General features: G+C 67.0%; 24 protein-coding genes. 12 read left to right on the forward strand and 12 right to left on the reverse strand.

Annotation, left to right across the window (positions count from 1 at the left end; all coding sequences use genetic code 11):
* Nucleotides 1–95 precede the first annotated feature (95 nt).
* Nucleotides 96–1,196, reverse strand: coding sequence for an Mrp/NBP35 family ATP-binding protein (locus tag DLM85_RS03255; RefSeq protein ID WP_111476623.1), 1,101 nt, complete (start codon nt 1,194–1,196; stop codon nt 96–98).
* 513 nt (nt 1,197–1,709) lie between these two features.
* Between DLM85_RS03255 and DLM85_RS24885 the strand changes: the two genes are divergently transcribed.
* The gene (locus DLM85_RS24885; RefSeq protein ID WP_133256863.1) at nt 1,710–2,225 is read left to right on the forward strand and encodes a hypothetical protein; all 516 of its coding nucleotides are present in this window, start codon (nt 1,710–1,712) and stop codon (nt 2,223–2,225) included.
* On the forward strand, nt 2,141–4,237 hold the full coding sequence (gene dnaG / locus DLM85_RS03265; protein ID WP_111476625.1) for a DNA primase: 2,097 nt from the start codon (nt 2,141–2,143) through the stop codon (nt 4,235–4,237). The genes DLM85_RS24885 and dnaG overlap by 85 nt, the downstream gene beginning before the upstream one ends.
* Before the next feature lie 12 nt (nt 4,238–4,249).
* Here dnaG and DLM85_RS03270 read toward each other — a convergent pair whose 3' ends face one another.
* Both DLM85_RS03270 and DLM85_RS03275 read right to left on the reverse strand, forming a co-directional pair.
* Nucleotides 4,250–4,759 (reverse strand): hypothetical protein, encoded by a 510-nt coding sequence (locus DLM85_RS03270; RefSeq protein WP_111476626.1) that lies wholly within the window; start codon nt 4,757–4,759, stop codon nt 4,250–4,252.
* Nucleotides 4,760–4,805: 46 nt separating this feature from the next.
* Nucleotides 4,806–5,972 (reverse strand): metallophosphoesterase, encoded by a 1,167-nt coding sequence (locus DLM85_RS03275; protein ID WP_165821987.1) that lies wholly within the window; start codon nt 5,970–5,972, stop codon nt 4,806–4,808.
* A gap of 103 nt (nt 5,973–6,075) precedes the next feature.
* On the opposite strand from DLM85_RS03275, the gene DLM85_RS03280 reads away from it, so the two are divergent.
* From DLM85_RS03280 to DLM85_RS03295, 5 genes are all read left to right on the forward strand, one after another.
* On the forward strand, nt 6,076–7,098 hold the full coding sequence (locus DLM85_RS03280; protein WP_243635855.1) for a potassium channel family protein: 1,023 nt from the start codon (nt 6,076–6,078) through the stop codon (nt 7,096–7,098).
* Between the two features lie 190 nt (nt 7,099–7,288).
* A complete protein-coding gene (locus tag DLM85_RS03285; protein ID WP_133256864.1) occupies nt 7,289–8,521 on the forward strand; it encodes a glycosyltransferase family 4 protein in 1,233 nt (410 codons plus the stop codon).
* Entirely contained in the window at nt 8,518–9,693 is a 1,176-nt protein-coding gene (locus DLM85_RS03290; RefSeq protein ID WP_111476629.1) for a glycosyltransferase, read from the forward strand. Before DLM85_RS03285 ends, DLM85_RS03290 begins: the two co-directional genes overlap by 4 nt.
* Before the next feature lie 87 nt (nt 9,694–9,780).
* Nucleotides 9,781–10,215, forward strand: a complete 435-nt coding sequence (locus DLM85_RS24890) for a hypothetical protein (protein WP_165821988.1) — start codon at nt 9,781–9,783, stop codon at nt 10,213–10,215.
* A 149-nt stretch (nt 10,216–10,364) separates the two neighbouring features.
* Entirely contained in the window at nt 10,365–11,633 is a 1,269-nt protein-coding gene (locus tag DLM85_RS03295) for a bifunctional 3,4-dihydroxy-2-butanone-4-phosphate synthase/GTP cyclohydrolase II (protein ID WP_111476630.1), read from the forward strand.
* An 86-nt stretch (nt 11,634–11,719) separates the two neighbouring features.
* On the opposite strand, the gene DLM85_RS03300 is transcribed toward DLM85_RS03295, so the two are convergent.
* A complete protein-coding gene (locus DLM85_RS03300; RefSeq protein ID WP_111476631.1) occupies nt 11,720–13,738 on the reverse strand; it encodes an FG-GAP-like repeat-containing protein in 2,019 nt (672 codons plus the stop codon).
* Between the two features lie 186 nt (nt 13,739–13,924).
* On the opposite strand from DLM85_RS03300, the gene DLM85_RS25310 reads away from it, so the two are divergent.
* Together DLM85_RS25310 and DLM85_RS03310 are read left to right on the forward strand one after the other, a co-directional pair.
* Nucleotides 13,925–14,734, forward strand: a complete 810-nt coding sequence (locus DLM85_RS25310) for a hypothetical protein (protein ID WP_111476632.1) — start codon at nt 13,925–13,927, stop codon at nt 14,732–14,734.
* Nucleotides 14,735–14,797: 63 nt separating this feature from the next.
* Nucleotides 14,798–15,526, forward strand: a complete 729-nt coding sequence (locus DLM85_RS03310; protein WP_165821989.1) for a hypothetical protein — start codon at nt 14,798–14,800, stop codon at nt 15,524–15,526.
* Between the two features lie 7 nt (nt 15,527–15,533).
* On the opposite strand, the gene DLM85_RS03315 is transcribed toward DLM85_RS03310, so the two are convergent.
* From DLM85_RS03315 to DLM85_RS03335, 5 genes are all read right to left on the reverse strand, one after another.
* On the reverse strand, nt 15,534–16,073 hold the full coding sequence (locus DLM85_RS03315) for a hypothetical protein (RefSeq protein WP_133256867.1): 540 nt from the start codon (nt 16,071–16,073) through the stop codon (nt 15,534–15,536).
* Between the two features lie 50 nt (nt 16,074–16,123).
* A complete protein-coding gene (locus DLM85_RS03320; RefSeq protein WP_111476635.1) occupies nt 16,124–16,891 on the reverse strand; it encodes an ABC transporter permease subunit in 768 nt (255 codons plus the stop codon).
* A 23-nt stretch (nt 16,892–16,914) separates the two neighbouring features.
* A complete protein-coding gene (locus tag DLM85_RS03325; protein ID WP_111476636.1) occupies nt 16,915–17,820 on the reverse strand; it encodes an ABC transporter ATP-binding protein in 906 nt (301 codons plus the stop codon).
* 83 nt (nt 17,821–17,903) lie between these two features.
* Entirely contained in the window at nt 17,904–18,245 is a 342-nt protein-coding gene (locus tag DLM85_RS25315) for a hypothetical protein (protein WP_111476637.1), read from the reverse strand.
* 2 nt (nt 18,246–18,247) lie between these two features.
* Entirely contained in the window at nt 18,248–20,011 is a 1,764-nt protein-coding gene (locus DLM85_RS03335) for a M14 family metallopeptidase (RefSeq protein ID WP_111476638.1), read from the reverse strand.
* Nucleotides 20,012–20,199: 188 nt separating this feature from the next.
* Between DLM85_RS03335 and DLM85_RS03340 the strand changes: the two genes are divergently transcribed.
* Nucleotides 20,200–20,601, forward strand: a complete 402-nt coding sequence (locus DLM85_RS03340) for a RidA family protein (protein WP_111476639.1) — start codon at nt 20,200–20,202, stop codon at nt 20,599–20,601.
* A gap of 15 nt (nt 20,602–20,616) precedes the next feature.
* Here DLM85_RS03340 and DLM85_RS03345 read toward each other — a convergent pair whose 3' ends face one another.
* Together DLM85_RS03345 and DLM85_RS03350 are read right to left on the reverse strand one after the other, a co-directional pair.
* Nucleotides 20,617–21,051 (reverse strand): DoxX family protein, encoded by a 435-nt coding sequence (locus DLM85_RS03345; protein ID WP_111477486.1) that lies wholly within the window; start codon nt 21,049–21,051, stop codon nt 20,617–20,619.
* Nucleotides 21,052–21,174: 123 nt separating this feature from the next.
* Nucleotides 21,175–21,840 carry a hypothetical protein gene (locus DLM85_RS03350; RefSeq protein WP_111476640.1) on the reverse strand — a complete coding sequence of 222 codons (666 nt, stop codon included), beginning with the start codon at nt 21,838–21,840 and terminating at the stop codon, nt 21,175–21,177.
* Between the two features lie 140 nt (nt 21,841–21,980).
* Between DLM85_RS03350 and surE the strand changes: the two genes are divergently transcribed.
* Together surE and DLM85_RS03360 are read left to right on the forward strand one after the other, a co-directional pair.
* Nucleotides 21,981–22,856 carry a 5'/3'-nucleotidase SurE gene (surE, locus tag DLM85_RS03355; protein ID WP_111476641.1) on the forward strand — a complete coding sequence of 292 codons (876 nt, stop codon included), beginning with the start codon at nt 21,981–21,983 and terminating at the stop codon, nt 22,854–22,856.
* Between the two features lie 40 nt (nt 22,857–22,896).
* Nucleotides 22,897–23,670, forward strand: a complete 774-nt coding sequence (locus tag DLM85_RS03360) for a hypothetical protein (RefSeq protein ID WP_133256868.1) — start codon at nt 22,897–22,899, stop codon at nt 23,668–23,670.
* A gap of 98 nt (nt 23,671–23,768) precedes the next feature.
* Here DLM85_RS03360 and DLM85_RS03365 read toward each other — a convergent pair whose 3' ends face one another.
* Entirely contained in the window at nt 23,769–24,041 is a 273-nt protein-coding gene (locus tag DLM85_RS03365; protein ID WP_111476643.1) for a hypothetical protein, read from the reverse strand.
* Nucleotides 24,042–24,058 lie beyond the last annotated feature (17 nt).

Consider the following 24,058-nt stretch of genomic DNA (forward strand, 5'->3'; position numbering starts at 1 on the left):
CTCCCGGATCTGCCCTGAATTCGCAAATCACGAAGCCCGGCCCCGCCCTACGGTTGAGCTTACAATCCCCCGAATCCGGGCCGTAAGCGGCGGATTTACTTCATTTCGACCACCTGGGTGCGCGGGGCCACGTTGTTGCGGATGGACACGGCCCGCGCCACCGACTCGGCCAGCTGCTCGAAGATGGGCGCCACCGCCGACGTGGTCTGCAACACCGCCGGAATGCCCTGGTCGCCGTTTTCGCGGATGCCCTGCACCAGCGGAATTTCGCCCAGCAGCGGCACCTCGTGCTTCTGCGCCAACGCCGCGCCGCCGCCCTGCCCGAAGATGTAGTACTTGTTGTCGGGCAGCTCGGCGGGCGTAAACCAGGCCATGTTCTCGATGATGCCGAGCACCGGCACGTTGATCTGCGGCTGCCGGAACATCTGCAAACCCTTCTGCGCGTCGGCCAGGGCCACTTTCTGCGGCGTCGTCACGATGACGGCGCCCGTCACGGGCAAGGTCTGCACCAGCGTGAGGTGAATATCGGAGGTGCCGGGGGGCATGTCGAGCAGCAGGTAGTCCAGCTCGCCCCAGTCCACCTCGGTGATGAACTGCTTCAAGGCCGACGAAGCCATGGGCCCGCGCCACACGATGGCCGACTCGGCCGGGGCCAGGAAGCCGATGCTCATGATTTTGACGCCGAACCGCTCGATGGGCTCGATCAGGTTGCGGCCGTCTTCGGTCTGGAACACGTGCGGGCGCGAGTCCTCCACGCCGAACATGACCGGCATCGAGGGGCCCGAAATGTCGGCGTCGATCAGGCCGACTTTGGCGCCGGAGCGGGCCAGGGCCACGGCCAGGTTGGCCGTCACGGTGCTTTTGCCCACGCCGCCCTTGCCCGAGGCAATGGCAATGATGTTTTTGACGCCGGGCAGCACGTCGCGGTTCTGGCGCATCGACGTCACGCGCGAAGTCATGTTCACCGTCACCTCGGCCTCTTTGTCGACCATCGTGTGGATGGCGCGCACGCAGGCGTTGTGAATCAGCTCCTTCAGGGGGCAGGCGGGCGTGGTCAGCACCACGGTGAACGAGACGCTGCGGCCGTCGACCTGCACGTCCTCAATCATGTTGAGCGTGACGAGGTCCTTGCCCAGATCGGGCTCCTCGACGTAGCTCAGGGCTTTCAGGACGGCGTCCTTGGTAATCGTGGCCATTGTATGGTAGGAGGGAAGAGACGAATGGAAGGCACAAAGATAACCAGCAAACGGGGGCAAGGTTAGGCCCGGGCTGCCCCGCCCCGGTGGCGGGGGCCTAAACGCGGCGCCCCAAGGTGTACGTGGCCGAAATCGACCGGTACCAGGCCCGCGACCTGAGCCGCCTGGCCGCCCAGTCCGGCCCGCCGACGGCGTTTTTGCGCCAGTACCCGATGGCTCTGTCGTGCTACAGCTGGGCCGAGGAATTTGAGCTGGCCCGGGCGCTGCGGGCGCGGGGCACGGCGCTGGTGGGGGTGGAGCAGGTGGGCTTTGCCGCCTCGGGCCGCCTGCTGGGGCTGATGGCCGACGAAACCAAGAGCAAGCCGGCCCGCCGCTACCTGCGCCGGCAGGCCGCCGCCACTCAGGCCCACGACCGCGCCGCCCTGGTGGCCGGCCACTACGGCGCCATCAGCATCAACGGGCTGCGCCCCGCTCGACAGCCTGCGCACCCTCACCCGCCAGGACGGACCCGCCGTGCAGCAGATGCTACGCGACCTGGAAGCCAGCGGGGCCATCTTCAAAACCAACGCCGCGGGCAAGCCCGGCGGCCACCAGGCCCGCATCAACCTGATGAAGCGCAACCTGCTCGCGGAGCTGCAGCCCTACCAGGTGCCCGGGCAGCCGCTGCCGCCTATGCTGTTTAAGTTTGGGGCCTACCACCTGGGCCGGGGCCGCAGCATCTGGGGCGACATCTACGACGTGGGCAACCTGGCCGTGAACCTGGTCGACGCCCACGACCAGAAAACCCTGCACATCTTCATCATCGGCAGGCCACCCTGCTCGGCTACGATTACGTGGTCATCATTCCCGAAACCACCGCCAGCCGCAACTTTCAAGCGGGGCCGGGACTTTGTGGGTAGCTTTGTAGTCCCGCCGCTCCTGTCACCACCTATTGCCCCCGCGTTTTGGCCCTCATCCCGAAAGAAACCATTGACCAGGTCCTCCACTACGCCGACATCGTGGAGGTGGTGGGCGACTTTGTGTCGCTGAAAAAGAAGGGCCAGAATATGTGGGCCTGCTGCCCGTTTCACCACGAAAAGTCGCCCTCCTTCTCGGTGGCGCCGGCCAAGGGCATCTACAAGTGCTTCGGCTGCGGCAAGGCCGGCGACGTGGTGCGCTTCGTGATGGACATCGAGTCGGTGAGCTACCCGGAGGCCATCAAGTGGCTGGCCAAGAAGTACGGGGTCGAAATCAAGGAGGAGGAGCGCACCCCCGAGCAGCAGCTGGCCCAGAACGAGCGGGACTCGCAGTACATCGTGTCCGACTGGGCCAAAAACCGCTACAAGACCCTGCTGCGCGACTCCGAAGAAGGGGAGAGTATCGGCTGGGCCTACCTCAAGGAGCGGGGCCTGAACCAGCAGACCATCGACACCTTCGAGCTGGGCTACTCGCTGGACAAGTGGGACGACGTGCTGAACGCGGCCCAGCAGGCGGGCTTCGACGTGAAGTATCTGGAGAAAACCGGCCTCGTCATCAAGCGCGAGGAGGACGGCCGGCGCTACGACCGGTTCCGCGGCCGGGTGATGTTCCCGATTCACAACATTTCGGGCCGCGTGGTGGGCTTCGGGGCCCGCACCCTGCGGCGCGACGAAAAGGCCGGGGCCAAGTACCTGAACTCGCCCGAGTCGGAGATTTATCATAAATCCGACGTGCTCTACGGCCTCTACCAGGCCAAGCAGGCCATCCGGCAGGAAGAGCTGTGCTACCTGGTGGAGGGCTACCTCGACGTTATCAGCCTGCACCAGGGCGGGGTCAAGAACGTGGTGGCCTCGTCGGGCACCTCGCTCACCGAGGGCCAGATTCGCCTCATTGCCCGCTACACCGACAACGTAACGGTGCTCTACGACGGCGACGCGGCCGGCATCCGGGCGGCTCTGCGCGGGCTCGATATCATCCTGGAAAACGGCCTGAACGTGCGCGTGGTGCTGTTTCCCGACGGCGACGACCCCGACAGCTACATCCGCAAAGTGGGGGACCAGCGGTTCCGGCAGTTCGTGGAAGAAAACAGCCAGGACTTTATCAGCTTCAAGACCCGGCTGGTGGCCAAAGACGCCGCCAACGACCCGGTGAAAAAGGCCGAGGCCATCCGCGAAGTGCTGCAGAGCATTGCCAAGGTGCCCGACCCGCTGAAGCGCCAGGTGTTTCTGCAGCAAACCTCCGTCACCTTCCACATCGACGAGCAAGTGCTCATCGACGCTTACAACAAGCAGGTGAAGCAGGCGGCGCCCGGTCCGCGGCCCGGCGGCGGCCATGCGGGCAGCGGCGCCGGCGGCACTCGCACCAGCGGCCCCGCCCCGCGCCCGGCCAGCAGCGGCGCCGCGGTGCAGCCCGGCGGCCAGCTCACCGGCCTGAATCAGCCGTCGGCCCCGCGGCCCGCCACCAGCCCCGGCTACGACGACTCCATGCCCGACGAGGCCTACGGCTTCATGGGCGACGAGGAGCCCGGCGAAGGCGACGCCCTCGACCTGGAGCCGGTGCCCGACGTGCAGCAGAGCTGCGAGCGGGAGGTTATCCGGCTGATTCTGAACTACCCCGCCCAGGCCCTGGCCGACGGCGTGCCCGTGGCCGAGTACCTGCTCAGCCAAGTGGACGAGACGCCTTTCCGCACGCCCATCTACGCCGACCTGCTGCACCTCTGCAACCAGGCCGTGCAGGCCGGCCGCTTCCCCGACGCCCGGGAGCTGGTGCGCCACGAGCGCGGCGACATCCGCGCCGCCATTACCGATATGGTGTCGGAAATGCACGAGCTGAGCCCGAACTGGATTACCCACCAGATTTACGTGCCCCGGGAGCTGGACCAGCTGCAGCAAGCCTGCGAAAACGCCATTCTGCGCCTGAACAAGTGCAACGTGGAGCGGGAGCTGACCGAGTGCCTGAACACCATGAATTCCCTCAATCCCAGCAACGTGGAGGAGTACCTGGCGCAGATGGCCATCTTCAAGAGCCTCAAGCAGCTGGACATGCAGCTAGCCGGGCTGCTGGGCACCATTATTTCGCGGTAGGAGTGGGGCTGCCTACCACCGCGGAAAGACGATGGGCAGCGTGAGCGTATCGGCTTTGGCGGCGGGGGCAAAGTGCAGGGCCCCCAGGACGCGCGTGGCCTCGGCTGCCAGGGCTTGCACCATGCTGGGCTTATAAGCCGATTCGGCCAGGGTCAGGGCGCGGGCGGTCAGCGTGGGGGGCTGCGTGCTGCCGTCGGGGTTCACTACGAACCGGAAGCGGAACAGGTCGGAGGGAATTGCCCAGCCCTCGGAGTCGCGAAGTACCTGCACCGGGTAGCGCAGCTGCTTCTGCAAGTGCGCGTGCAGCCGTCGGTAGGCCGCCACGCGTTGCGCGGAATCGGAAAGGGCCCAGTAGCGGGGCAATACCACCGGCGGCTTGGCCGGGCTGTAAGCTGCGGGCTGCCCCCGTTGCAGCAGCAGCGGCTTACCGGGGGCTGTGTGCACGCTGCCGGAGCGCGTTTGAGCCAGTAGGGGCAGGCTCGGCACCAGCAGACTCACCAGCAGAATAGTAGAAAGCTGCATGGCTGAAAAGACGCTTGGACAAACCGTTCAGAGAACTAGTGACCAGCTACAACGCCCGCTTCCGCCCCTGATTATCCACCACCGAAAACTTCCCGCTCTCAATCCACAGCGCCTGCATTAAGCCCTGGCCGGTAGTTTCCTGGTGCGGCAAATCAATGGCCACGACCTGCCCGTCGTAGAGCGGCGTAATCTGCTCAACGGGCGTGTGGGCAATGACCAGGCGCCTGGCCCCGTACTGCCGCAGCACCGCCGCTACGTGCGTCGCCGGGGCGTCTTCCTGGGCCAGGCCCCGGTACCAGTCGGGGCTGAGCTTGGGGTTGCGCGCCAGCTTTTCGGCGGCGTTGCGGCCGGTGGTATCGGGCGCGTCGAGGCTACGGCGGGTGAGGTCGTTCAGAGCCGGCAGGGGCAGGCGCAGGGCGGCTGCTTCGGGGCTGAGGCCGCCGTGCACGAACAACGTAGGGCCGATGCGCTCCACCACGTTCTTGGTGCGCAGCCAGCGGCCCAGCTCGGTGTCGGGGGCGTACCAGCGGGCGTATTCCACCCCGAGCGAGTCGGCGTTCTTGCGGTATTTGCGGCGCAGGTACTTGTAGTGGCCGGTCAGGTTCATCACCTCGTGGTTGCCCAGGATGAAATGCACCTTGCCGCCGGCCTGCGCGGCCTCGTGCTCCAGCTTGTAGAGCAGCCACAGGCACTCGGTCACCTGCAGGCCTCGGTCGAACAGGTCGCCGACGAACACCAGGTGGCCGCGGCCGAACCGCCAGCGGGCTTGCGCGTCCGTCACGCCGGCGCCTTGCAGGATCAGCTGCAGCCCCTTGAAGTTGCCCTCGATGTCGGACACCACCAGCATCTTTTCCGGCGCCGGGTACTCGGCGGCTTCGGCGGCGGGGAAGGCGTGGCGCGGAAAGCGGAACGTGAGGCCGGTTTCCTGCACGAAGCAGGTGAGCGAGTCGGTAGGATGGTGCAGTGTATCGAGCTGGATGGTGAAGCCCGCACCTTGCGGGACGATGCGCCGGCTCAGGGCCGTGCCATCGGGCCGGTACTGCACGAGCGGGCCGTCGGGGGCGAAGGTCGATTTGTCGGGCATGGGCCGCTTAATGGCAAAGCCCGGGAAAAAATAGACCCGGTCAATAACCTCCACATAAGCCAGGGCCAGGCCGCCCGCGAGGTAGAGGATATAAAGGCCGACCAGGGGCAGCAGGAGGCGTTTGGCCATGAAGGGATAGGTGAGGGCAGAATATTTGGCTGCGAGATACGCAAAGCCCGCGGCAGGCACAACAAAGCCCCGCCGCCCGCTACCTTCGCCTCCACCCAGCAATATGTGGAAACGCGCCAACCTCAGCCGGCTTATGCTGGCCATCATCCTCTCGATCCTCAGCATGGGCATCGGCATGGCCGGCTTCATGCTCATCGAAGGCTACACCTGGTTGCAGGCCTTCTACATGACGGTCATTACCATCAGCACCACGGGCTTTGAGGAAGTCAAGCCCCTGTCGGAGCGCGGGGAGCTGTTCGTCTCGCTCTACATCCTCTACAACCTGGTGGTGGTGGCCTACCTCGTGTCGGTGCTCACCCAGTACCTCTTCGACGGCGAGCTGCGCAACCTCTTCAAGATGTTTATGACCGATCAGGAAATCCGCCACATCCACGGCCACGTCATCGTCTGCGGCTTCGGGCGCAACGGCAGCAAGGCCTACCACGAGCTGCGCGCCAACGGGGCCAAAGTCGTCATCATCGAGCAAAGCCAGGAGCTGATGCGCGCCAATGCCGAAGCCCTGGGCAACAGCGCCGTGCCGGTGGTCTTCGGCGACGCCACGGCCGACGAGACGCTCAAGCAAGCCGGCATCGAGCGGGCCAGCGCCCTGATTTCGGCCCTGCCCAAGGACGCCGACAACGTGTTCGTGACCCTGACGGCCCGCGGGCTGAACCCGCAGCTGAAAATCATTGCCCGCGCCTCGCTCAAAACTTCCGAGAGCAAGCTGCTGCGCGCCGGCGCCGACTCGGTGGTGATGCCCGACGAAATCGGCGGCTCGCACATGGCCAACCTGGTGATGCGCCCCGAAGTCATCCGCTTCCTGGAAATGATCAGCGGCCTGGGCCCCAACCGCCTGCGCCTGGAAGAGCTGGCCTACCAGGACCTGCGCCCGGAGCTGCGCGGCCGCTCCATCCGCGAGCTGGACGTCCGCTCGCGCACCGGCGCCACGGTCATCGGCCTCAAGGACAGCGCCGGCCGCTTCGAAGTCAGCCCCGCCGCCGACTTCCGCCCCGCCCCCGGCGACATCCTGCTGCTGCTCGGCACCGACGAGCAGATCCTGCGCGTGGTGCAGGAGTTGCGGAGGTGATTGGGAGAGCGGTAAGAAGAACGTCATTCAGAGCGCAGCGCAGAATCTCGCGTGTTTGGTCAGATAGTAACCTTGGTGGAGAAATTACTATCGGGAGTCAGCAAGCGAGATTCTTCGCTGTGCTCTGAATGACGGTCAACCCTCATTCCCCTATTATCTTTGTAGTCCACCCGTCCAGCCGTTTCGGTCCGTGAACGTCCTTCAGCTCTGTCCCCGCGTCCCGTTTCCGCCCACCGACGGCGGCGCCATTGCCATGTACGACGTGGCCGCCGGCCTCGTGCGCGCGGGCCACACCGTCACGCTGCTGGCCGCCAACACGCCCAAGCACCAGCAGGCCGCCGACGCGCTGGCCCACCTCGGCCCCGGCCTGCGCCTGGTGACGGTGGACGTGGACACGAGCCTCTCGCCGCTCAAGGCCCTGCGCAACCTGCTCTTCAGCCCGCACCCCTACAACGTGGAGCGCTTTATGTCCGGGGCGCTGGCGGCCAGGCTCACCGAGCTGCTCACCACCGAGCACTTCGACGTGGTGCAGATGGAAGGCACGTTCGTGGCCTGGTACGTGGACGTGGTGCAGCGCGTGGCGCCCGGCGTGCCCACGGTGCTGCGCGCCCACAACGTGGAGCACGAAATCTGGGACCAGCTGGCCCGCAACGAGCGGCAGGGCCTGAAGGCCGGCTACCTGCGCCACCTGGCCCGCCGCCTCAAGCGCTTCGAGGCCCGCTACCTGCCGCGCTTTTCGGCCGTGGCCGCTATTACCGAGCCCGACCAGCGCCGTCTGCGCCAGCTGGGCTGCCCCGAGCCGGTGGTGTTTATCCCCGCCGGCGTCGATCTGACGCGGGTGCAGCCCGATGCGGCCATCAAGGCGAAGCCCAAGACGCTGTTTTTCCTCGGCTCCCTCGACTGGCGCCCCAACGTGGAGGGCCTGGAGTGGTTTCTGGAACACGTGTGGCCCGAAGCTCGCAAAAACCACCCCGAGCTGGAGCTGCAGGTGGCCGGCAAAAACATGCCCGCCCACATCCGCGCGCTGCGCGTGCCGGGCGTGCGGGTCCACGGCTTCGTAGCCTCGGCGCCGGTGTTCATGCAGGAGTACGAGGTGATGATAGTGCCCCTGCTCTCGGGCGGCGGCATGCGCGTCAAAATCATCGAGGGTATGGCCCTGGGCAAGTGCATCATCAGCACCGGCCTGGGCTCCGAGGGCATTGCCGTGCGGCACCTGCACGACATTCTGGTGTGCGACGACCCGCAGCAGTGGATTGAGGTGCTCGGCCAGTACTGCCACGGCGAGTTTTGCTACAAGGGCGTGGGCGAGCAGGCCCAGCGCACCGCCCAGCTGCTCTACGACAACGACAAGGTGGTGCAGCGCTTTGTCGAGCTGTACCGGCGCGTGGGTGCGGGCCAGGCCGTAGCTTTGCCGCCCCGATGAAGCTTCTCGTCCTGCTGTCCCGCTTTCCCTACCCGCTCGACAAGGGCGACAAACTCCGCGCCTTTCACCAGCTGCGCTACCTGGCCCGTCACTTCGAGGTCTGCCTTTTCGCCCTCTCGGACGAGGACGTGACGCCCGAGGCCCACGCGGCCGTGGCCCCGCTCTGCCGGGGCGGCGTGCACGTGCACCGGCTCCGGAAGCCCGGCATTGCCGCCAACATGGCCCTGGCCGCCGTGCAGGGCCAGCCCTTCCAGGTCGGTTACTTCCACGACGCGGCGGCCCAGCGCCGCCTGGCCGAGGTGGTGCGGGCGTTCCGGCCCGAGCGCGGCTACTGCCAGCTGATTCGCATGGCCGAGTACGCCCGGCCCCACGCCACGGCCGTCCCGTTCACGCTCGATTACATGGACGTGTTTTCGACCGGCATGCAGCGCTGGGCGGGCAAGGCCCCGCTGTGGCAGCGTCCCGTCATGGCCCTCGAAGCCCGCCGCCTGCAGCAGTACGAGGCCCGCGCCTTCGACTGGTTCCGCCACCACACCATCATCAGCGACCAGGACCGGCAGCTCATCGACCACGAGCAGCGGCAGCGTATTCAGGTGGTGCCCAACGGCATCGACACCGAGTTTTTCCGCCCCGGCGCCGTGGCGGCCGACGAGCCGTTTGAGCTGGTGTTCTGCGGCAACATGGCCTACCACCCCAACGTGGAAGCCGCCGAGTGGCTGGCCGAGGGCATTTTGCCGGCCGTGCGGCGCCGCCACCCCGCGGCGCGGCTGCTGCTGGCCGGCACCACGCCCGCAGCCCGGGTGCTGGCGCTGCAGTCGGAGCACGTGCGCGTGAGCGGCTGGTTGCCCGATATCCGCACGGCCTACGCCTCGGCGCGGGTGTTCGTGGCGCCCATGCGCACCGGCACCGGCCTGCAAAACAAGCTGCTCGAAGCCATGGCCATGGCCCGCCCCTCGGTGACCACCCCGCTGGCCAACAACGCCCTCGGCGGCACCCCCGGCCAGCACCTGCTCGTCGGGGCCGATACCGACGGGCTGGCCGAGAGCATCTGCCAGCTGCTCGACCATCCTGCCGAAGCCGAAGGCCTGGCTGCGCAGGGCCGCGAGTTCGTGCGCGAGCGGTACACCTGGGAAGGCACCACCGAGCGGCTGGTGCGGCTGTTGGCGCAGTAGGAGCGGTGCCACGAATTCCAGTTCCGGCACGACTACGTTTATAACAAACAACTCAGCGGGCTGAACAGCCCGGCGTTACTGCCTATGATGGGTGTCGAAATTCACGGCGATGTAAACAGCCCGTTCCTCACGGTGAATCTAAAAGACGTTCTGCCCTGCCTTATTGTGCCCGAACCGGTGCAGTGGCATTTGTTGTATCTGAACGTCTGGGGTGAAACGGGCATAGCTGATTATGGGGACCACGGCGAAACAGTCAATACGTCTCCCGAGGGGTTGTCTATTTCGATGCAAGGGGTCCGGCAGCTTGCCGACGCACCAGCCCAAATAGTAGACCTGATATTGCTTGGCAGCGCGGACGTTACCAGCCTGCATCGGTATAGAACAGGTAGGGGGCAGATGTATAAAGCCTGTGAATACGTAATCGAAGTAGTTGATTCTTCATACTTGATTGTTCACAGTCACGACGAGGCATTCATTACATGTTTATGCAACAGCTTAGAAGGAGTGAAGCCAGTTGGGTAACCGCCGCTCAGCATTCCGTTCGAAGAGCCTAACAACTGTTCGGTAACTACCGCCAACGATTCCGAACGGGCCGTTAACTTTGTAGGGCCGCTGGCGGTTGTCAGCCCAAACCCAACCCGCGGCCCGCTCCCCCCGGCCGGCCGCAATTCCTGAAGCAAGCCATGCTTGACCCCATCGAAGACGCCATTGCCGACATCCGCGCCGGCAAAGTGGTGGTAGTAGTGGACGACGAAGACCGCGAAAACGAGGGCGACTTTATCTGCGCCGCCCGCTGCGCCACCCCCGAAGTCATCAACTTCATGGCCACCCACGGCCGCGGCCTGGTGTGCGCCCCGCTCATCGAGGACCGCTGCGAGGCCCTGGGCCTGGAGCTGATGGTGGGCCGCAACACCGCCCTGCACGCGACGCCCTTCACCGTGTCCATCGACCTGCTGAAGAACGGCGTGACCACCGGCATTTCGGCCTCCGACCGCAGCAAGACCATCCTGGCCCTCATCGACCCCGACACCAAGCCCGAGGAGCTGGGCAAGCCCGGCCACATCTTCCCGCTGAAAGCCCGCAAGGAAGGCGTGCTGCGCCGCGCCGGCCACACCGAGGCCGCCATCGACCTGGCCCGCCTGGCCGGCTTCGAGCCCGCCGGGGTGCTGGTCGAGATTCTGAAGGAGGACGGCGAAATGGCCCGCCTGCCCGAGCTGCGCCAGATTGCCGATAAGTGGAATCTGAAGCTGATTTCGGTGCAGGACCTGATCAAGTACCGCCTCCAGCAGGAAAGCCTCATCGACCGCGAAATAGCGGTGAAGATGCCCACGCAGTGGGGCGAGTTTGAGCTGATTGCCTACACCCAGCGCAGCACCGGCGCCCAGCACCTGGCCCTGGTCAAAGGCGACATCTCGGGCGACGAGCCGGTGCTGGTGCGCGTGCACAGCAGCTGCGTGACGGGCGACATCTTCGGCTCCTGCCGCTGCGACTGCGGCCCCCAGCTGCACCACGCCATGCAGCAGATCGAGCGCGAGGGCAAGGGCGTGCTGGTGTACATGAACCAGGAAGGCCGCGGCATCGGGCTGCTCAACAAGCTCCGCGCCTACAAGCTGCAGGAGCAGGGCCGCGACACGGTGGAAGCCAACCTGGAGCTGGGCTTCGGCATGGACGAGCGCGACTACGGCGTGGGCGCCCAGATCCTGCGCGACCTGGGTATCTCGAAGATGCGCCTGCTCACCAACAACCCCCGCAAGCGCACCGGCCTGATCGGCTACGGCCTCGAAATCGTGGACACGGTGCCCATCGAGATGACGCCCAACGAGCACAACGAGCGGTACCTGACCACCAAGCGCGACAAGCTGGGCCACACCATCCTCACGAAGGACCGCGGCCCGCACCCGGCCCAGGCCGCGGCCGAGCTGCTTTCGTCGGCCGAGTAGCCCGGCGGCTGCTCCCCGCGCCGGTTATACAAAAGCCCTCGTTCGCGCGCGAACGAGGGCTTTTGTATAACCGGCGCGGGGAGCAGCTACTCCACCGCCAGGCGCAGGGTGCTGCTGTGCGTGGCGGTCCGCAGCTTCAGGGTGTAGAGCGCGGGAGCCAGGCCCGTCAGGTCGAGCGGCGCCTGGCCCGCCGCGGGCATCAGCCGGACGCGGCGCACCAACTGGCCCAGCGGGCTGTACAGCTCGGCCTGCACCGCCCCGGTGCCCGTGGGCAGTTGCACCTGGGCCTGCCCGGTGGCCGGGTTGGGGAATACGGTGGCGGCCAGGGCCGCGGCGGCCCCGCGGCCGGCCAGTACCAGGGCGAACCGCCCGCTGGTAGCCGTGCCCGTGGGCGTGATGACGCTGATCAGGCCGTGGGGCACGCCCGCGGGCACGGCGAAGGTGATGGTGCCGCCCGGTGTGATAGTATACGGCACCGACACGCCGCCGACGAGCACGGCCGTGGCGCCGGTGAAGTTGGTGCCGGTGAGCGTGACGAGCGTACCCGGGGCGCCGCTGGTCGGGCTCACGTTGGTAATGGTCGGGGCCGTGGCCAGGGGCGAGTTGAGGCGTAAGCTGACTTCGCTGCGGCGGAAATAATCGCCCGTCATGACAAAATCTATCGTGCCGTCGTTGTTGACGTCGCCGGCGGCAAACAAATTATACCACATACTCTGCGGTCGGGCGGCGGAATAAGCGTTTTGCCCTTCGTTGATTTGGAGCATGACGAAGGAGCTGGATGATGCTCCGCCAGTGCCTTCTATCATGTCAAGCCGACCATCCCCGTTGATGTCAGCCAGCACGATATTACTGACGTACTGATAGCCGCTTACCGGCAATGTCCCCCCGGCTGTAATGCCAGTGCCGAAAGTACCCTGTCCCGTGCCCGGATAAACCTTGACGTACCCGCGGACAGTGGGATTGGTACCGTGGTTCCAGGGAAAATTGGGCATGACCAGATCGATAATGCCGTCACCATCCATATCGCCCAGGCCAAACTGGGAAAGCGGGTAGGAATTGTCGACGCCAGCGGCCGTCACCCGGGGACCAAAAGTACCCTGCCCCGTCCCCAGGAAGGTGTAGATACTCGTACTCGTATAGAAGGAGTAAGTCAGTAAATCCAGCTTTCCGTCGTTGTTCAGGTCCTGAACGTAGAAGGTGCGCGTATCTGGCGGAGCGGCCAGGGGCAGGGGCGCGGCAAAACCACCCAGCCCGTCGCCCAGCAGCACGATTACCGCATCCAGGGTCGTACCCGCCGCTGCCTGCTGCAGGTAAAGCAGGTCCTGGTTGCCGTCCCCGTTGACGTCGGCGGCCCGGGGGTGCCGGGCCTTCCGGCCCGCGGCCACAACGGCGGGCGCGGTGAAGGTGCCGTTGCCGACGCCCAGCGACAGGGTCACGCCGTACGCGTCGTCGGCGGAAGCGGTAGCCAGGTCCAGGCGGCCGTCGTTGTTGAAGTCGGCCAGGGCCGCGCCCTGGGGCGAAGTGCCCGGTACCAGCTGCTGCCCCGTGGTGGCGAACAGGCCCTGGCCGTTGCCCAGATACAGCAGGCCGAAGTTGGCGCCTCCGTCGGTTACTACCATGTCCAGCCAACCGTCGTTGTTCACGTCGCCGAGTATGGGAGGAATGCCCGGCGTGATCGGGCCGGTGCCGTTATGCGCGCTGCCACCACTGAATACGTAGCTGGCCGGGCCGCCCGCCACCTGAAAGCTCATAACCTGCCCGCTGCTCAGGGCCGTGCCGCTGGTGCTCTGCACCGTGGCCGGAATGGTGAGCATCAGTTGCTCACCGGCGGCAAAGGCCTGGGTAGGCTGCAGGCTGAGCGTGGTGGTGCCGTTGCCGCTGGGAGTAGCGGCGAGGTAGCCGCGGGTCGAGCTGCTGAGGCGCAGCCCGGCGGCGCCCGTCACGGCCTGCGAGAACGTGGCGCTGAGGCTGCTCAGGCGCCCTACGGTGGTAACCGACCGAACGGGGCTGGTGCTGACCAGCGTGGGCGCTTGGGCCCAGCCGGGCGCGGCCAGCAGCAGCGCGCCGCCGAGGAGGGAGTGAGCAAAACGAGTAGCGGTGGGCATAGAAAACGGCTGAAGATAGATGGGTTGATTCACCAAGAAACGCAGCCAGGCCAGGCGCTGCCTGGGCCGGTTGTGCGAAGCGTTTTGCAGCGCACAGCGTGACTTCTGCGCCACCCCGAGCGGGCGTGAACGGAGCGGGCTAAAGTTAGAATAAGCTCGGGAAATTATGCGTACCTTATATAGGCTATGAAAGCCCACGTTGCGCACTCCTTGGTGGCCGGCACGGCGGCCCTTTTTCTGCTGGCCCACGCGGCCTGGGCCCAGCGCCCCCTGGTGCAGCAGTTCGCGGCCAGCACCGTGCTGCTCACTTCCGGCGACACGCTGCGCGGCCCGCTCACCCTCTACGCCGACCGCGACGTGCTGCTGGTGCAGCAGCCCGACCAAACCGTGCGCACGGCCGCCGCGGCCACCGTGCGGGCCTTTGCCGTGCGCGGCGAGCTGACCGGGACGGGCGACTACCTGGAGCTGACCAACGACCTGCCCGAGCCCCGGCGCAGCGCCGCCTACAGCACCACCCAGGCCGGTCCGCTGCCCGCCCTGCTCCCGCAGCGCCCCGTCGAGGCCACCCGGGTATTCCGCTGCCTGCGCTGGAACCACGGCGACGACTACGCCGATTACCGCACCCCGGCCTTCTTCGAGCAGCTCAGCGCCGGCCCGGTGCTGCTGCTGCGGCGCCAGCAGCTGGTGGAGCGCCCCGTATCCTCCACCGACCCGATGTTTCTTTCGGCTTACCCGGCCGGCGGCCTGCCGCGCGGCACGGTGGGCTACTTGGTCACGGCCCGCAGCCAGTTTTTTCTGGCCACCCCCGCGGGCGAAATTCGGCCTCTGCGCAGCCCGCGGCGGCACCTGCTGGCGTATTTTCGGGCCGAGGCAGCGCAAATCGAGCAGTACGCCCGGCAGCATCGGCTGAGCTTCTGCACCTCCGAGGGCCTGGCTCGCATCGTTACCTACGCCAACTGGCTGCGGCGCAATGACGCCGATAGTATCTTCGAATAGCTACTCACCAACTCCGGCGGCCCTGCGCCGGCCCCCGTGCTAGCCATGCCCCACGGTTACCGCTTGTTACTTGGACTTACGGCCTGCCAGCTGCTGGCCCGGCCCGCCACGGCCCAGCAGCTCGTGCGGCGTTTCGCCGGCAGCACCGTGCTGCTGACGTCCGGCGACACGGTGCGCGGCCCGCTCACCCTGTACAGCCAGCCGGAGCTGCTGGTGGTGCGCACCGCCGGCGGGGTGCGCACCCTGGCCCCGCCCGCGGTGCGGGCGTTTGCCGTCAAAGGCGAGCTGACCAACCACGGCGCGGGGGGCGCGCGGCTGCCTGCCCCGCTCGGAGCGGTGCCGCAGCCGGCCAGCCTGATCGAGCGCACCCTCACCGCCCTCGTCGATACGACGCAGGTGCGGCTGTTTCTGAGCTACCGCGTGCCGCCCCGGCCCGGCGCCGACCCTGACTGCGCGCCCGGCTTTTACGAAGTGCTGTGCGAAGGGGCCATCAGTCTGCTGCGCCGCGAATCGGCGGGGACTAAGCACGTGCCCCGGCCAACGCCCCCGGACCGCGCCGACAGCACCCGCCGTGCCTTCCGGCACGAAGGCCTGAGCAGCACGTACTTCATCTTCACGCCCTGGGGCCAGCTGCGGCGCCTGCGCTACCCCAGGCAGGAGCTGGCCCAGCTGCTGGCCGCCCGCCATGGGCAGCTAAGCCAGTACATTGCCGCGCACCGGCTGGACTACCGCCGCCCGCAGGATCTGACGGCCATCGTCGGCTACGCCAACAGCCTGCTGACGGCGGAGTAGGCCCGGGCTACTTGCGGCCGCAGCCGCAACTCCAGTTTTGGGTGCCGGTGCCGGTGTTCAGCTCGAGGTCGAGCTGCCCGGCCTTTTCGACGACGGAAAAGGTGGTCTTGGCCGCGCCGCGCTCGGCGAAGTAGCCGGTAAGCCAGGTGAGCTGCCGCGTCACGGCGTCGTAGGTGTAGCGGCCGGTGGTGTTGCCGTCGAGGTAGCGGTAGGTGCCGTTGGCGTTCAGCTGAATGACGCCTTTCGCAATGAAGTTCATGCGCTTACCGGCCGCGTCCCAGGCATTCTGGGTGCAGCTGTAGTCGCCGTAAATAAGCTGGGCCGAGGCCATAGGCGCGGTCATGCGCGGGCCGCCGGCTTTGGCGGCGGCTTCGGCTTCGGTGCGGGCCTGCATGGCGGCCGTGGCGCGGGCGCGCACGGCGGCCGCTTCGGCCTGAGCCCGCTCCTGCGGGCTGGGGGCCGGGGCGGCGGGCGTAACGGTTTGGGCGGCAGCCGCCCCGGACAGCGCCAGGCAGGCGCCGGTAAGCAAAGTAGTAGTCAGACGCATCAGCATCGGGCGACGGTGGAAAAGCCTCCGTCAGGAAGTAAAGGTAGCGGCTATAGGTCGCGGGTGCGCAATACGGCCGCGCTCAGCAGCCAAAACCCGGCGGCCCAGGCCAGGGCCACCGGCACGGCCTCGCCGGGCAGCAGCGCCCCGCTCGGGCCCAGCACCGTGTCGAGCGTCTGCGCGAAGGGCGAGGGCGTGAGGATGTCCAGGGCCTTGATGGGCAGAAACCGGTCGATGCTGTCGGGCAGGAAGTAGCGGATCAGGCGCTCCACCACCCACACGTAGAGCAGCAGCGCCACGATGGCCGGGGTGCTCTTGCGGATGAGCACGGCCAGCAGCGCCGCCAGCGAGAGGTAGCCCAGCAGCTGGGCCGCGTAAAGCAGCAGGGGGCGCGGCGCGGCGGCCAGCACCGCGGGCAGCGAGGCATTGGGCGCCCGCGTCAGCCCGAAATACGCGCCCACCAGCAGCACCGACAGCAGCGCCCACGCCACCAGCAGTCCGGCCACCAGCAGCTTGTCGAGCACCAGCTGCTCGCGCGAGGCCCCGTCGATAACCTGCTGGCGCAGGGTGCGGTACTGAAACTCATCGGTGATGAGCATGATCAGCAGAAAGGCCGGCAGCAGCGAGAAGTAGCTGGCCAGGTAGGTCAGGTTGGGCCACAGCCCCGGCAGCGCGTACAGCGCCTGCCCGAGCTGCTGCCCGTTGACGTTGACGCCGCCCGCCCCGGCCACGGTGGCGGCCAGCAGGCCGGTAAACAGCAGCAGAATCACCCAGGCCGTGCGGTAGGGCAGCAGCTTGCGAAGCTCGGTACGAAGCATAAGTTGGAATGCTGAATGCGGAATTAGGAATTCTGAATCAGCTGCAGGAACTGGTTTTCCAGGCTGCGCTGCTCGGTGCTGAGGTGGGCCAGCGCGAGGCCCTGGGCGAAGAGGGCGCGGTTGAGGTCGGCGGGGGAGTGGCCGGGGGCCAGGGCGAGCGAGCAGGCCCCGCCGGGCGCGGGCTGCACGTCCTGCGCAAACGGCACGGCCGCCAGGGCCCGCAGCAGGGCTTGCGGGTCGGCGTCGGGGGCCAGGCGCAGGTGCACGCGGTCGGTGGCGGCCAGGATCTGGCCGACCGGGCCGGCGGCGCGCAGCTGGCCCTGGTGGAGCACGGCGGCGTGGGTGCACACCTTCTGCACTTCGTCGAGCAGGTGGCTGGCCAGGATGATGGTGCGGCCTTCGGCGGCCAGGCGCTGAATGAGGCGGCGCACGTCGGCAATGCCCTGGGGGTCGAGGCCGTTGGTGGGCTCGTCGAGCACCAGCACCTCGGGCTGCCCGAGCAGGGCGGCGGCCAGGGCCAGGCGCTGCTTCATGCCCAGCGAAAAGCCGCGCACCGGCTCGTGCTGGCGGCCGGCCAGCTCCACCGTTTCCAGCGCCGCGTCGATGGTGGCCGGGCTGGCGCGCTTGGTGTCGGCGCTGATCTGCAGATTTTGGCGGGCCGTGAGGTAGGGGAAGAAGTTGGGCGTTTCGAGCAGGGCCCCCACCCGGCGGCGGGCCTCGGCTGTGGGCGCCGCCCCAAACCAGCGCACCGCGCCGCTGCTGGCCCGCAGCACGCCCAGGGCAATGCCGAGGGTGGTGGTTTTGCCCGAGCCGTTGGGGCCTAGCAGGCCGAAGACGCTGCCGGCGGGCACGCTCAGCGAGAGGTCCTGCACGGCGGTGGTGCGGGCGTAGCGCTTGGTCAGGCGCTGGATGTCGAGGATGGCGGACATGGGGGCAATTAGCAATTAATAATGAGCAGTGAACAGCGGTAGTTTCCGCATCATGACCAAGAAGTGGCCTCCTTCTTTTTCAATTAGGCGGTGCCGGCTTGAGGCCTGCGCACCAGCACGTTTTTACTGTTGCCTCGGTACCAAACGAACCCGTGTTGCCCATACCAGCTAACCTCTTGTGTATCCACGAATACCACCAAGCGGCAGTGGGCAGCATCAGCTAACTGCCCTAGTTTCTGTAGGGCTTCGCTCTCGTACCCTTGCCCATCAGTAGAACTGACAATATCTGCGATGAAAACTTCTTTGTCCGAGTTTGGCAAAGCTGTGATTCGGACTTCAGGAGTGACGGACGCACCAAAGTCTTCCTCGGACCAGGACTCCAGCAAGCGGAAGAAACAGGCAGATGGGGTAAGCTGCTCAGGCATATTTACTCATTACTTATAGATAATTGCTCATTACCCGTCAGCCGCAGCACCGGGTAGCGGCGGTAGCCCGGCTCCGAGTACTCCGAGCGGCGGTACACCCAGTCCAGCTGGGCGGCGGCGTCCTGGGCGAATTTCGGGTCGGCTTTTTTCTTCTCCTCCAGCTGCCGGCGCAGCTCCGGCTGGCGGCGCAGCACCGCGGCGGCCAGGTCCTCAAACACGTAGTCGGAGAAGTGCTCCTTGCTCTGCAGGATGCTGTCGAAGAAGCCCCAGGCGAAAAACGAGTCGACGGCCTGCGGCTCCAGCGTTTCCACCAGGTAGCGGGCGGCGGGCTGGTCGAGGCGGGCCACAAAGTCGCCGCGGCGCAGCTGCTGCGGCTGGCGCACCGGGCGCAGCTGCACCTGGCTGTGCACGTAGTGGCCCTCGAAGGGGCGGGCCGTAGTCTGGAAGTCCTCGATGTACTGGGCTTCCACTTCCACGGTGGCGTCCTGGGTGAGGCGCTGCAGTTGCACGCCGTTGCGCCGCAGCCGCTCGATGATGGTTTCCCAGGCCTGCGGAATCAGGTAGGCCGCCGGTTTCGGCACCGACACCGCCGGGCGGTAGGTGTTGTAGTACTTCACCGGGCGGGTGTAGGGCGCGGCGCGGTCGTAGTATAGCCGGGGCAGGCCGCTGACCTCGCTGGGCTTGGTGCGGCTTTCGTAGCCGCGGAACTGCAGCTCCTCCACCTGCGCCTTATCCAGCTGCCAGGTCAGGGGAAACAGCGTCTGGGTGAGCAGCTGCCGGTCGGCCTCGGCGCGGGCGGCCCCGAGGGCGTCGGCGTCGCGGTGCACGAAATGGATGACCTCGTCGAGCAGGGCGTAGGTGGATTCCACGCGCGGCCGGAAGGGCTTGAGCATGTGCGTTTCGGGCATGAAGCCGATGCAGTTGAACAGCGCCGCGTAGCCGGTGGAGTAGCGCGGCGAGTCGGAGAAGCCAATCAGGCCGCTTTCGGGCGTCGGGCCGTCGAAATCCACGTAGGGCGTCATGGGCCAGCGGCGCTTTTCCATGCCGCCGTAGAGGGCGGGCAGCAGGCGCTGTTGCAGGTACTGGCCCAGCGCCGGGTGCAGCTTGTCCTTTTGCGAGGCAATGAGCGTCATGGTGTACTGGTAGTCGGCCCCGTTGGAGGTGTGCGTTTCCACGAACACCTCGGGCCGCCAGCGCTGAAACAGCGCGGCAAACGAGCGGGCGTTGCGCGACTCCTGCTTGATGTAGTCGCGGTTCAAATCGTAGTGCCGGCCGTTGCCGCGGAAGCCGTACTGCTCGGGCCCGTTCTGGTTGGCGCGGGTGTGGCGGTTGCGGTTCAGCATCCCGTCCACGTTGTAGACGGGCACCACCACCAGCGTCACGTTTTGCAGCTGCTCGCGCAGCTTTTTCTGCTGTAGGTAGTCGCGCACCAGCATCATGGAGGCGTCGATGCCCTCCGGCTCGCCGGGGTGAATGCCGTTCTGGATAAAGACCACGCGCCGGTTTTTGCGGCGCACCGAGGCCGGATCCGCGTCGCCGTCGAGCGAAACGACTACCTCGTGCAGCGGTTCCCCGCTGTCGGTGGGCCCGGCTTCGCGCAGGGTCACTTCGGGGTAGGCCGCGTCGAGCTTTTTGTAATACTCAAGGCACTCGGCGTAAGTGGCGGTAGTGTTGCCGTTGCCCTTCTCGAAGGGCGTTTGCCAGTCGGGTTTGTCGGCGGCGGGCGTGGCGTGCAGGGCGGCGGCTAGCATAAGGGTCGCAAGCATGGGGGAAACGTTCGGGGCGGCAAGATGCCACGGATGCCGGAAATCAGGCGGTTGGCGGTTTCAAAAGTTGGGAACCGGCCGGAACACCGGAACCGGCTCCAACTCGGCCTCACGGCCTGACGTAGGCATCCGAACCGCCACTCCTGCGGCGCGGCACCCTTCTCAAACCCGTTTTCCCGCCCAACGCCATGAGCATTCAGCGCCTCAACCCCGGCGGCCTCTTCCAAAGCCCTGCTTTTTCCCAGGCCGTCGTGACGCGGGGGCCGGGCCGCACCATCTACGTCGGCGGGCAGAACGCCGTGGATGCGCAGGGCCAGCTCGTCGGCCCCGACGACCTGGCCGCCCAGACGCGGCAGGCGCTGCTGAACGTGCAAACGGCCCTGGCAGCCGCTGGCGCTGGCTGGAACGAGGTGGTGCGGCTGGGCATCTACCTGGTGCAGGGGCAGGACGTGCAGGCGGGTTTCCGGGCTGCGCAGGAAGTCATGGGCCCCAGTGCCGCGCCGCCGACCATCACGGTGCTGTTCGTGGCGGCGCTGGGGCGCCCGGAGTATGTGGTGGAAATCGAAGCCACGGCTTTCGTCGAAGGCTAAAGGCTGGCCAGCTGCTTAGTACCGCTTCCGGCTGGGCGGAAACACCTGCTGATCTACGCTGTAGCGGCCCGGCCCGGTGAGCAGCAGCCCGAGGAACACGATGCCGTTTTCCACCGCGTGCGAGTAGGCCCCGAACCCTTCGCCCACGGCCAGGTGCGACACGGCCGCCACCAGCATGGTGAGGAGCAGCCCCGCGCAGGCCCCGCGAAACAGCAGCCCCAGCGCCAGCAGCTGCCCGCCGATGGTTTCGGCCACGGCCGCCGCCAGGCCCCAGGCCGCGGGGGCGAAGCTGATGCCGAGGTGCCGCATTTCCGCGCCCAGCGCCGCCCACTTTTCCGGCCCGCCCATGAGTTTGGGGTAGCCGTGGACGACCATCATCACGCCCAAACCCAGGCGCAGCACGAGCAGCCCGAGGTCGGCGTAGCGGTAACGGTTTTCGAGCAGGGGCATGGCGGCGGGCGAGGTGTGGGGTGAGGGCGACCGGCGCGGGAGGCCGCTAAGAACGGAAGCGGTGGGCCGGCGCCGGCCAAAGTACACAAACGTGCGCTGATTCGCACCGCCAAAAGCCAAGTTCTACTGGTAAAGTATAATGCCGGTGATGCGCGTGGCGGGTGGAATATCATCCTTGCGCAGCGCCCTATTCAGGTTCAGACCGGTTTTGTCGAGCACCCAGGTCATGCCCACGCGCTCCGACACGGCCACCAGCCGGCCCTCGGCCCGCTCGATGGTCTGCACCCCGTAGGCCCGCCGGGCCTCGCCGTAGGTGCTGCCCACCCCGATGCCCTCGGCCGTGCGGTAGCGCGCGTCCTGCAGCTGCACGCGCCAGAGGCGGTTGCCGCCGTCCTCCACCGCGCCCACCATTTCCAGCAGCAGCGGGGCCGAGCCGGCCGGCGCGTCGTCGGGGCGGTACTCGTACACAGGGTACTCAATGCCTTCGAGGCTGCGGGTGGTTTGGGTGAGCGTGCTCGGCGGCAGCAAGGTCAGCAGGTCGGCTTCTTTCATGTTGAGCCGCAGCGGCCCCACGTAGCCGGGCTTGAGCAGCAGGTGCTCGTCTTTGGCCGTGGGAATGGGGGCAGTGGAGGCCACCGAATCCGCCCGCTCGGAGGCGGCCGGAGTGGGGGCAGAAGCGGCCGGGGCCGCCGGCGCGGCGGTGGGGTTGGCGGCGGGCCGCTCGGTGGGGCCGCAGGCGGCCAGCAGCAGGGCCAGACCGGCGGGCAGGGTAGAGGAGAGGCGAAGCATGGCCCAAACCTACGATACTTGGCCGCCGACCGTTGAGCCGCGGCCCACCGTTCGGCGTCCGTTGGCACTGGTTAATTATCCGTTCCCGTCCCCGCTCTACCTTTGCCGCCGTATCTACTGCCGACCAACCCGTTTTTGCCGTGAGCCTCGACACTCCCAAGCAGCCGCTGATTCTGATTTCCAACGACGACAGCATTGCCGCCCCCGGCATTGCGGTGCTCGTGCGTGTGATGCGCCGCCTGGGCGAAGTGGTGGTGGTGGCGCCCGCCGCCCCGCAGTCGGGCATGGGCCACGCCATTACCCTCAGCGAGCCGCTGCGCCTCGACCGCAGCCAGCTGTTCGAGGGCATTGAGGCCTACACCTGCTCGGGCACCCCGGCCGACTGCGTCAAGATTGCCAAGCACCTGGTGCTGAAGGGCCGCCGGCCCGATCTGGTGGTGTCGGGCGTCAACCACGGCTCCAACGCCTCGGTGAACGTGATTTACTCGGGCACCATGTCGGCGGCGCTGGAAGCGGCCATCGAGGGGCTGCCCGCCATCGGCTTTTCGCTCTGCGACTTTTCGCACCAGGCCGACTTTTCGCACGCCGAGCCGTGGATTGAGCACGTGGCCCGTGAGGCGCTGAGCAAGGGCGTGCCCGCCGGCACGGCCCTGAACGTGAACATTCCCAAGAAATCCGACGACCCCATCGTGGGGGCCAAGGTGTGCCGGCAGGCCCGCGCCAAGTGGCAGGAGGAATTCGACACCCGCCAGGACCCGTACCGCCGGCCCTACTACTGGGTGCTCGGCAACTTCCTCAACGAGGAAATCGAGGCCGAGGACACCGACGAATGGGCCCTGGCTCACAACTACGTGAGCATCGTGCCCTGCCAGTTCGACTTCACCCACCACGCCGGCCTGCGCGAGCTGCACGGCGCCTGGGCGCTGCAGCTGCCCGGGCGCCCTACGCCCGCCGAGCCCGAGCAGCCCACCCCCGTCAGCCCCGGTGACTACGGCCCGGCCAACCCGCAGGGCTAAGCCCGCCTGCTCCGGCTACAACACGTGTCGGGTTGTGCTGATGCGCGCATTGACCGGCGGCGTATTCCTCTGCTTGGCCGGCAGCAGCTGCGAACCGGCCGCACGGTCGGGGCCTGCCAGCCCGGGGCTGCCGGCCGCCCAGCCCCCGCGCCGCTTCGTCGGCCGCCTGCCGCCGCCGCTGATGGCCGTGGAGTGGATAGGGGCAGCGGCGCTGCTGGCCGAAGCGCGGGCAGCGTTTTACCGGCTCGATACGGTAGCAGACCACTGGCTGGTGGCGCACCTGGAAGGTGGCGGCATTCAGCTGCTGTACCGTCCGCACCCGTACGACACCACGTGGACGCGCCTGGCGGTGGACCCGGCTGAAACGAAGTTCAGTCGGAACGACACGGAGGTCCGGCTCCAGACTGCGGATCTGGACGGCCAGGGGCAGCCGGAAGTCCTGCTTACCCTGCACGCCACGGATTATGCCAGCGGCGGCGACCAGTACTGGGACCATGCATACCTGCTCGACGTGACGCCCCGCAGGCCCCGGCTGCTGCTGCGCGCCTTTACCGGCGACTACAGCCGAGCATCCATTGCCTATGCCGCCCGGCACGGCGATACGCTGACCGGGGCGGAGGCTTATGCGGGGTGCATCCGCCGCGTCGAGCTGAACGGCCGCGAACTGGTGGTTGATCCTGTGCGCCAGGTCGGCGCGGAATACAGCGTGCGTCAGGGAGGCGCGCAATCCTGCCAGGCTGGTAGTACGCTGACGCCGCTGCCCGCTGGCCGCTACCGTTATCAACATGGCGCATTAGTCCGGGTCGTGCGCTGAAAAAACCGCGCAGCCAGGCTACCTTCCTGCTCAGCCCCGGCTGCATAAAAACGCCCCGACCAGCCGGCCGGGGCGTTTTGCGTCTGCGCCGGTTGGCATTACTGCTTCACCCGCGCCTTGGTGGCCGTGCTCGACGTTTTGGTCTGCGTAACGCCGCTGGGCGTGGTGTGCGTCATCGTCCGGTGATGCTGCGACGACGACTTGTACTGGCCCGAGGTCTTGGTCTGGCCGCTGGGCGTGGTCATGGTTTTGGTGCGCGTCGACGTCGCGCCCGACTGGGTGGTCGTGGTTGTTTTGGTGGGCGTGGTCTGGGCCGTGGCGGCGGGGCTGAGCAGGGCGCCGGCGGCGAGCAGCAACAGGTACTTTCTCATGGCAGGGGCGGGCAGAA

The organism is Hymenobacter edaphi (assembly GCF_003258365.1).
Lineage (GTDB): Bacteria > Bacteroidota > Bacteroidia > Cytophagales > Hymenobacteraceae > Solirubrum > Solirubrum edaphi.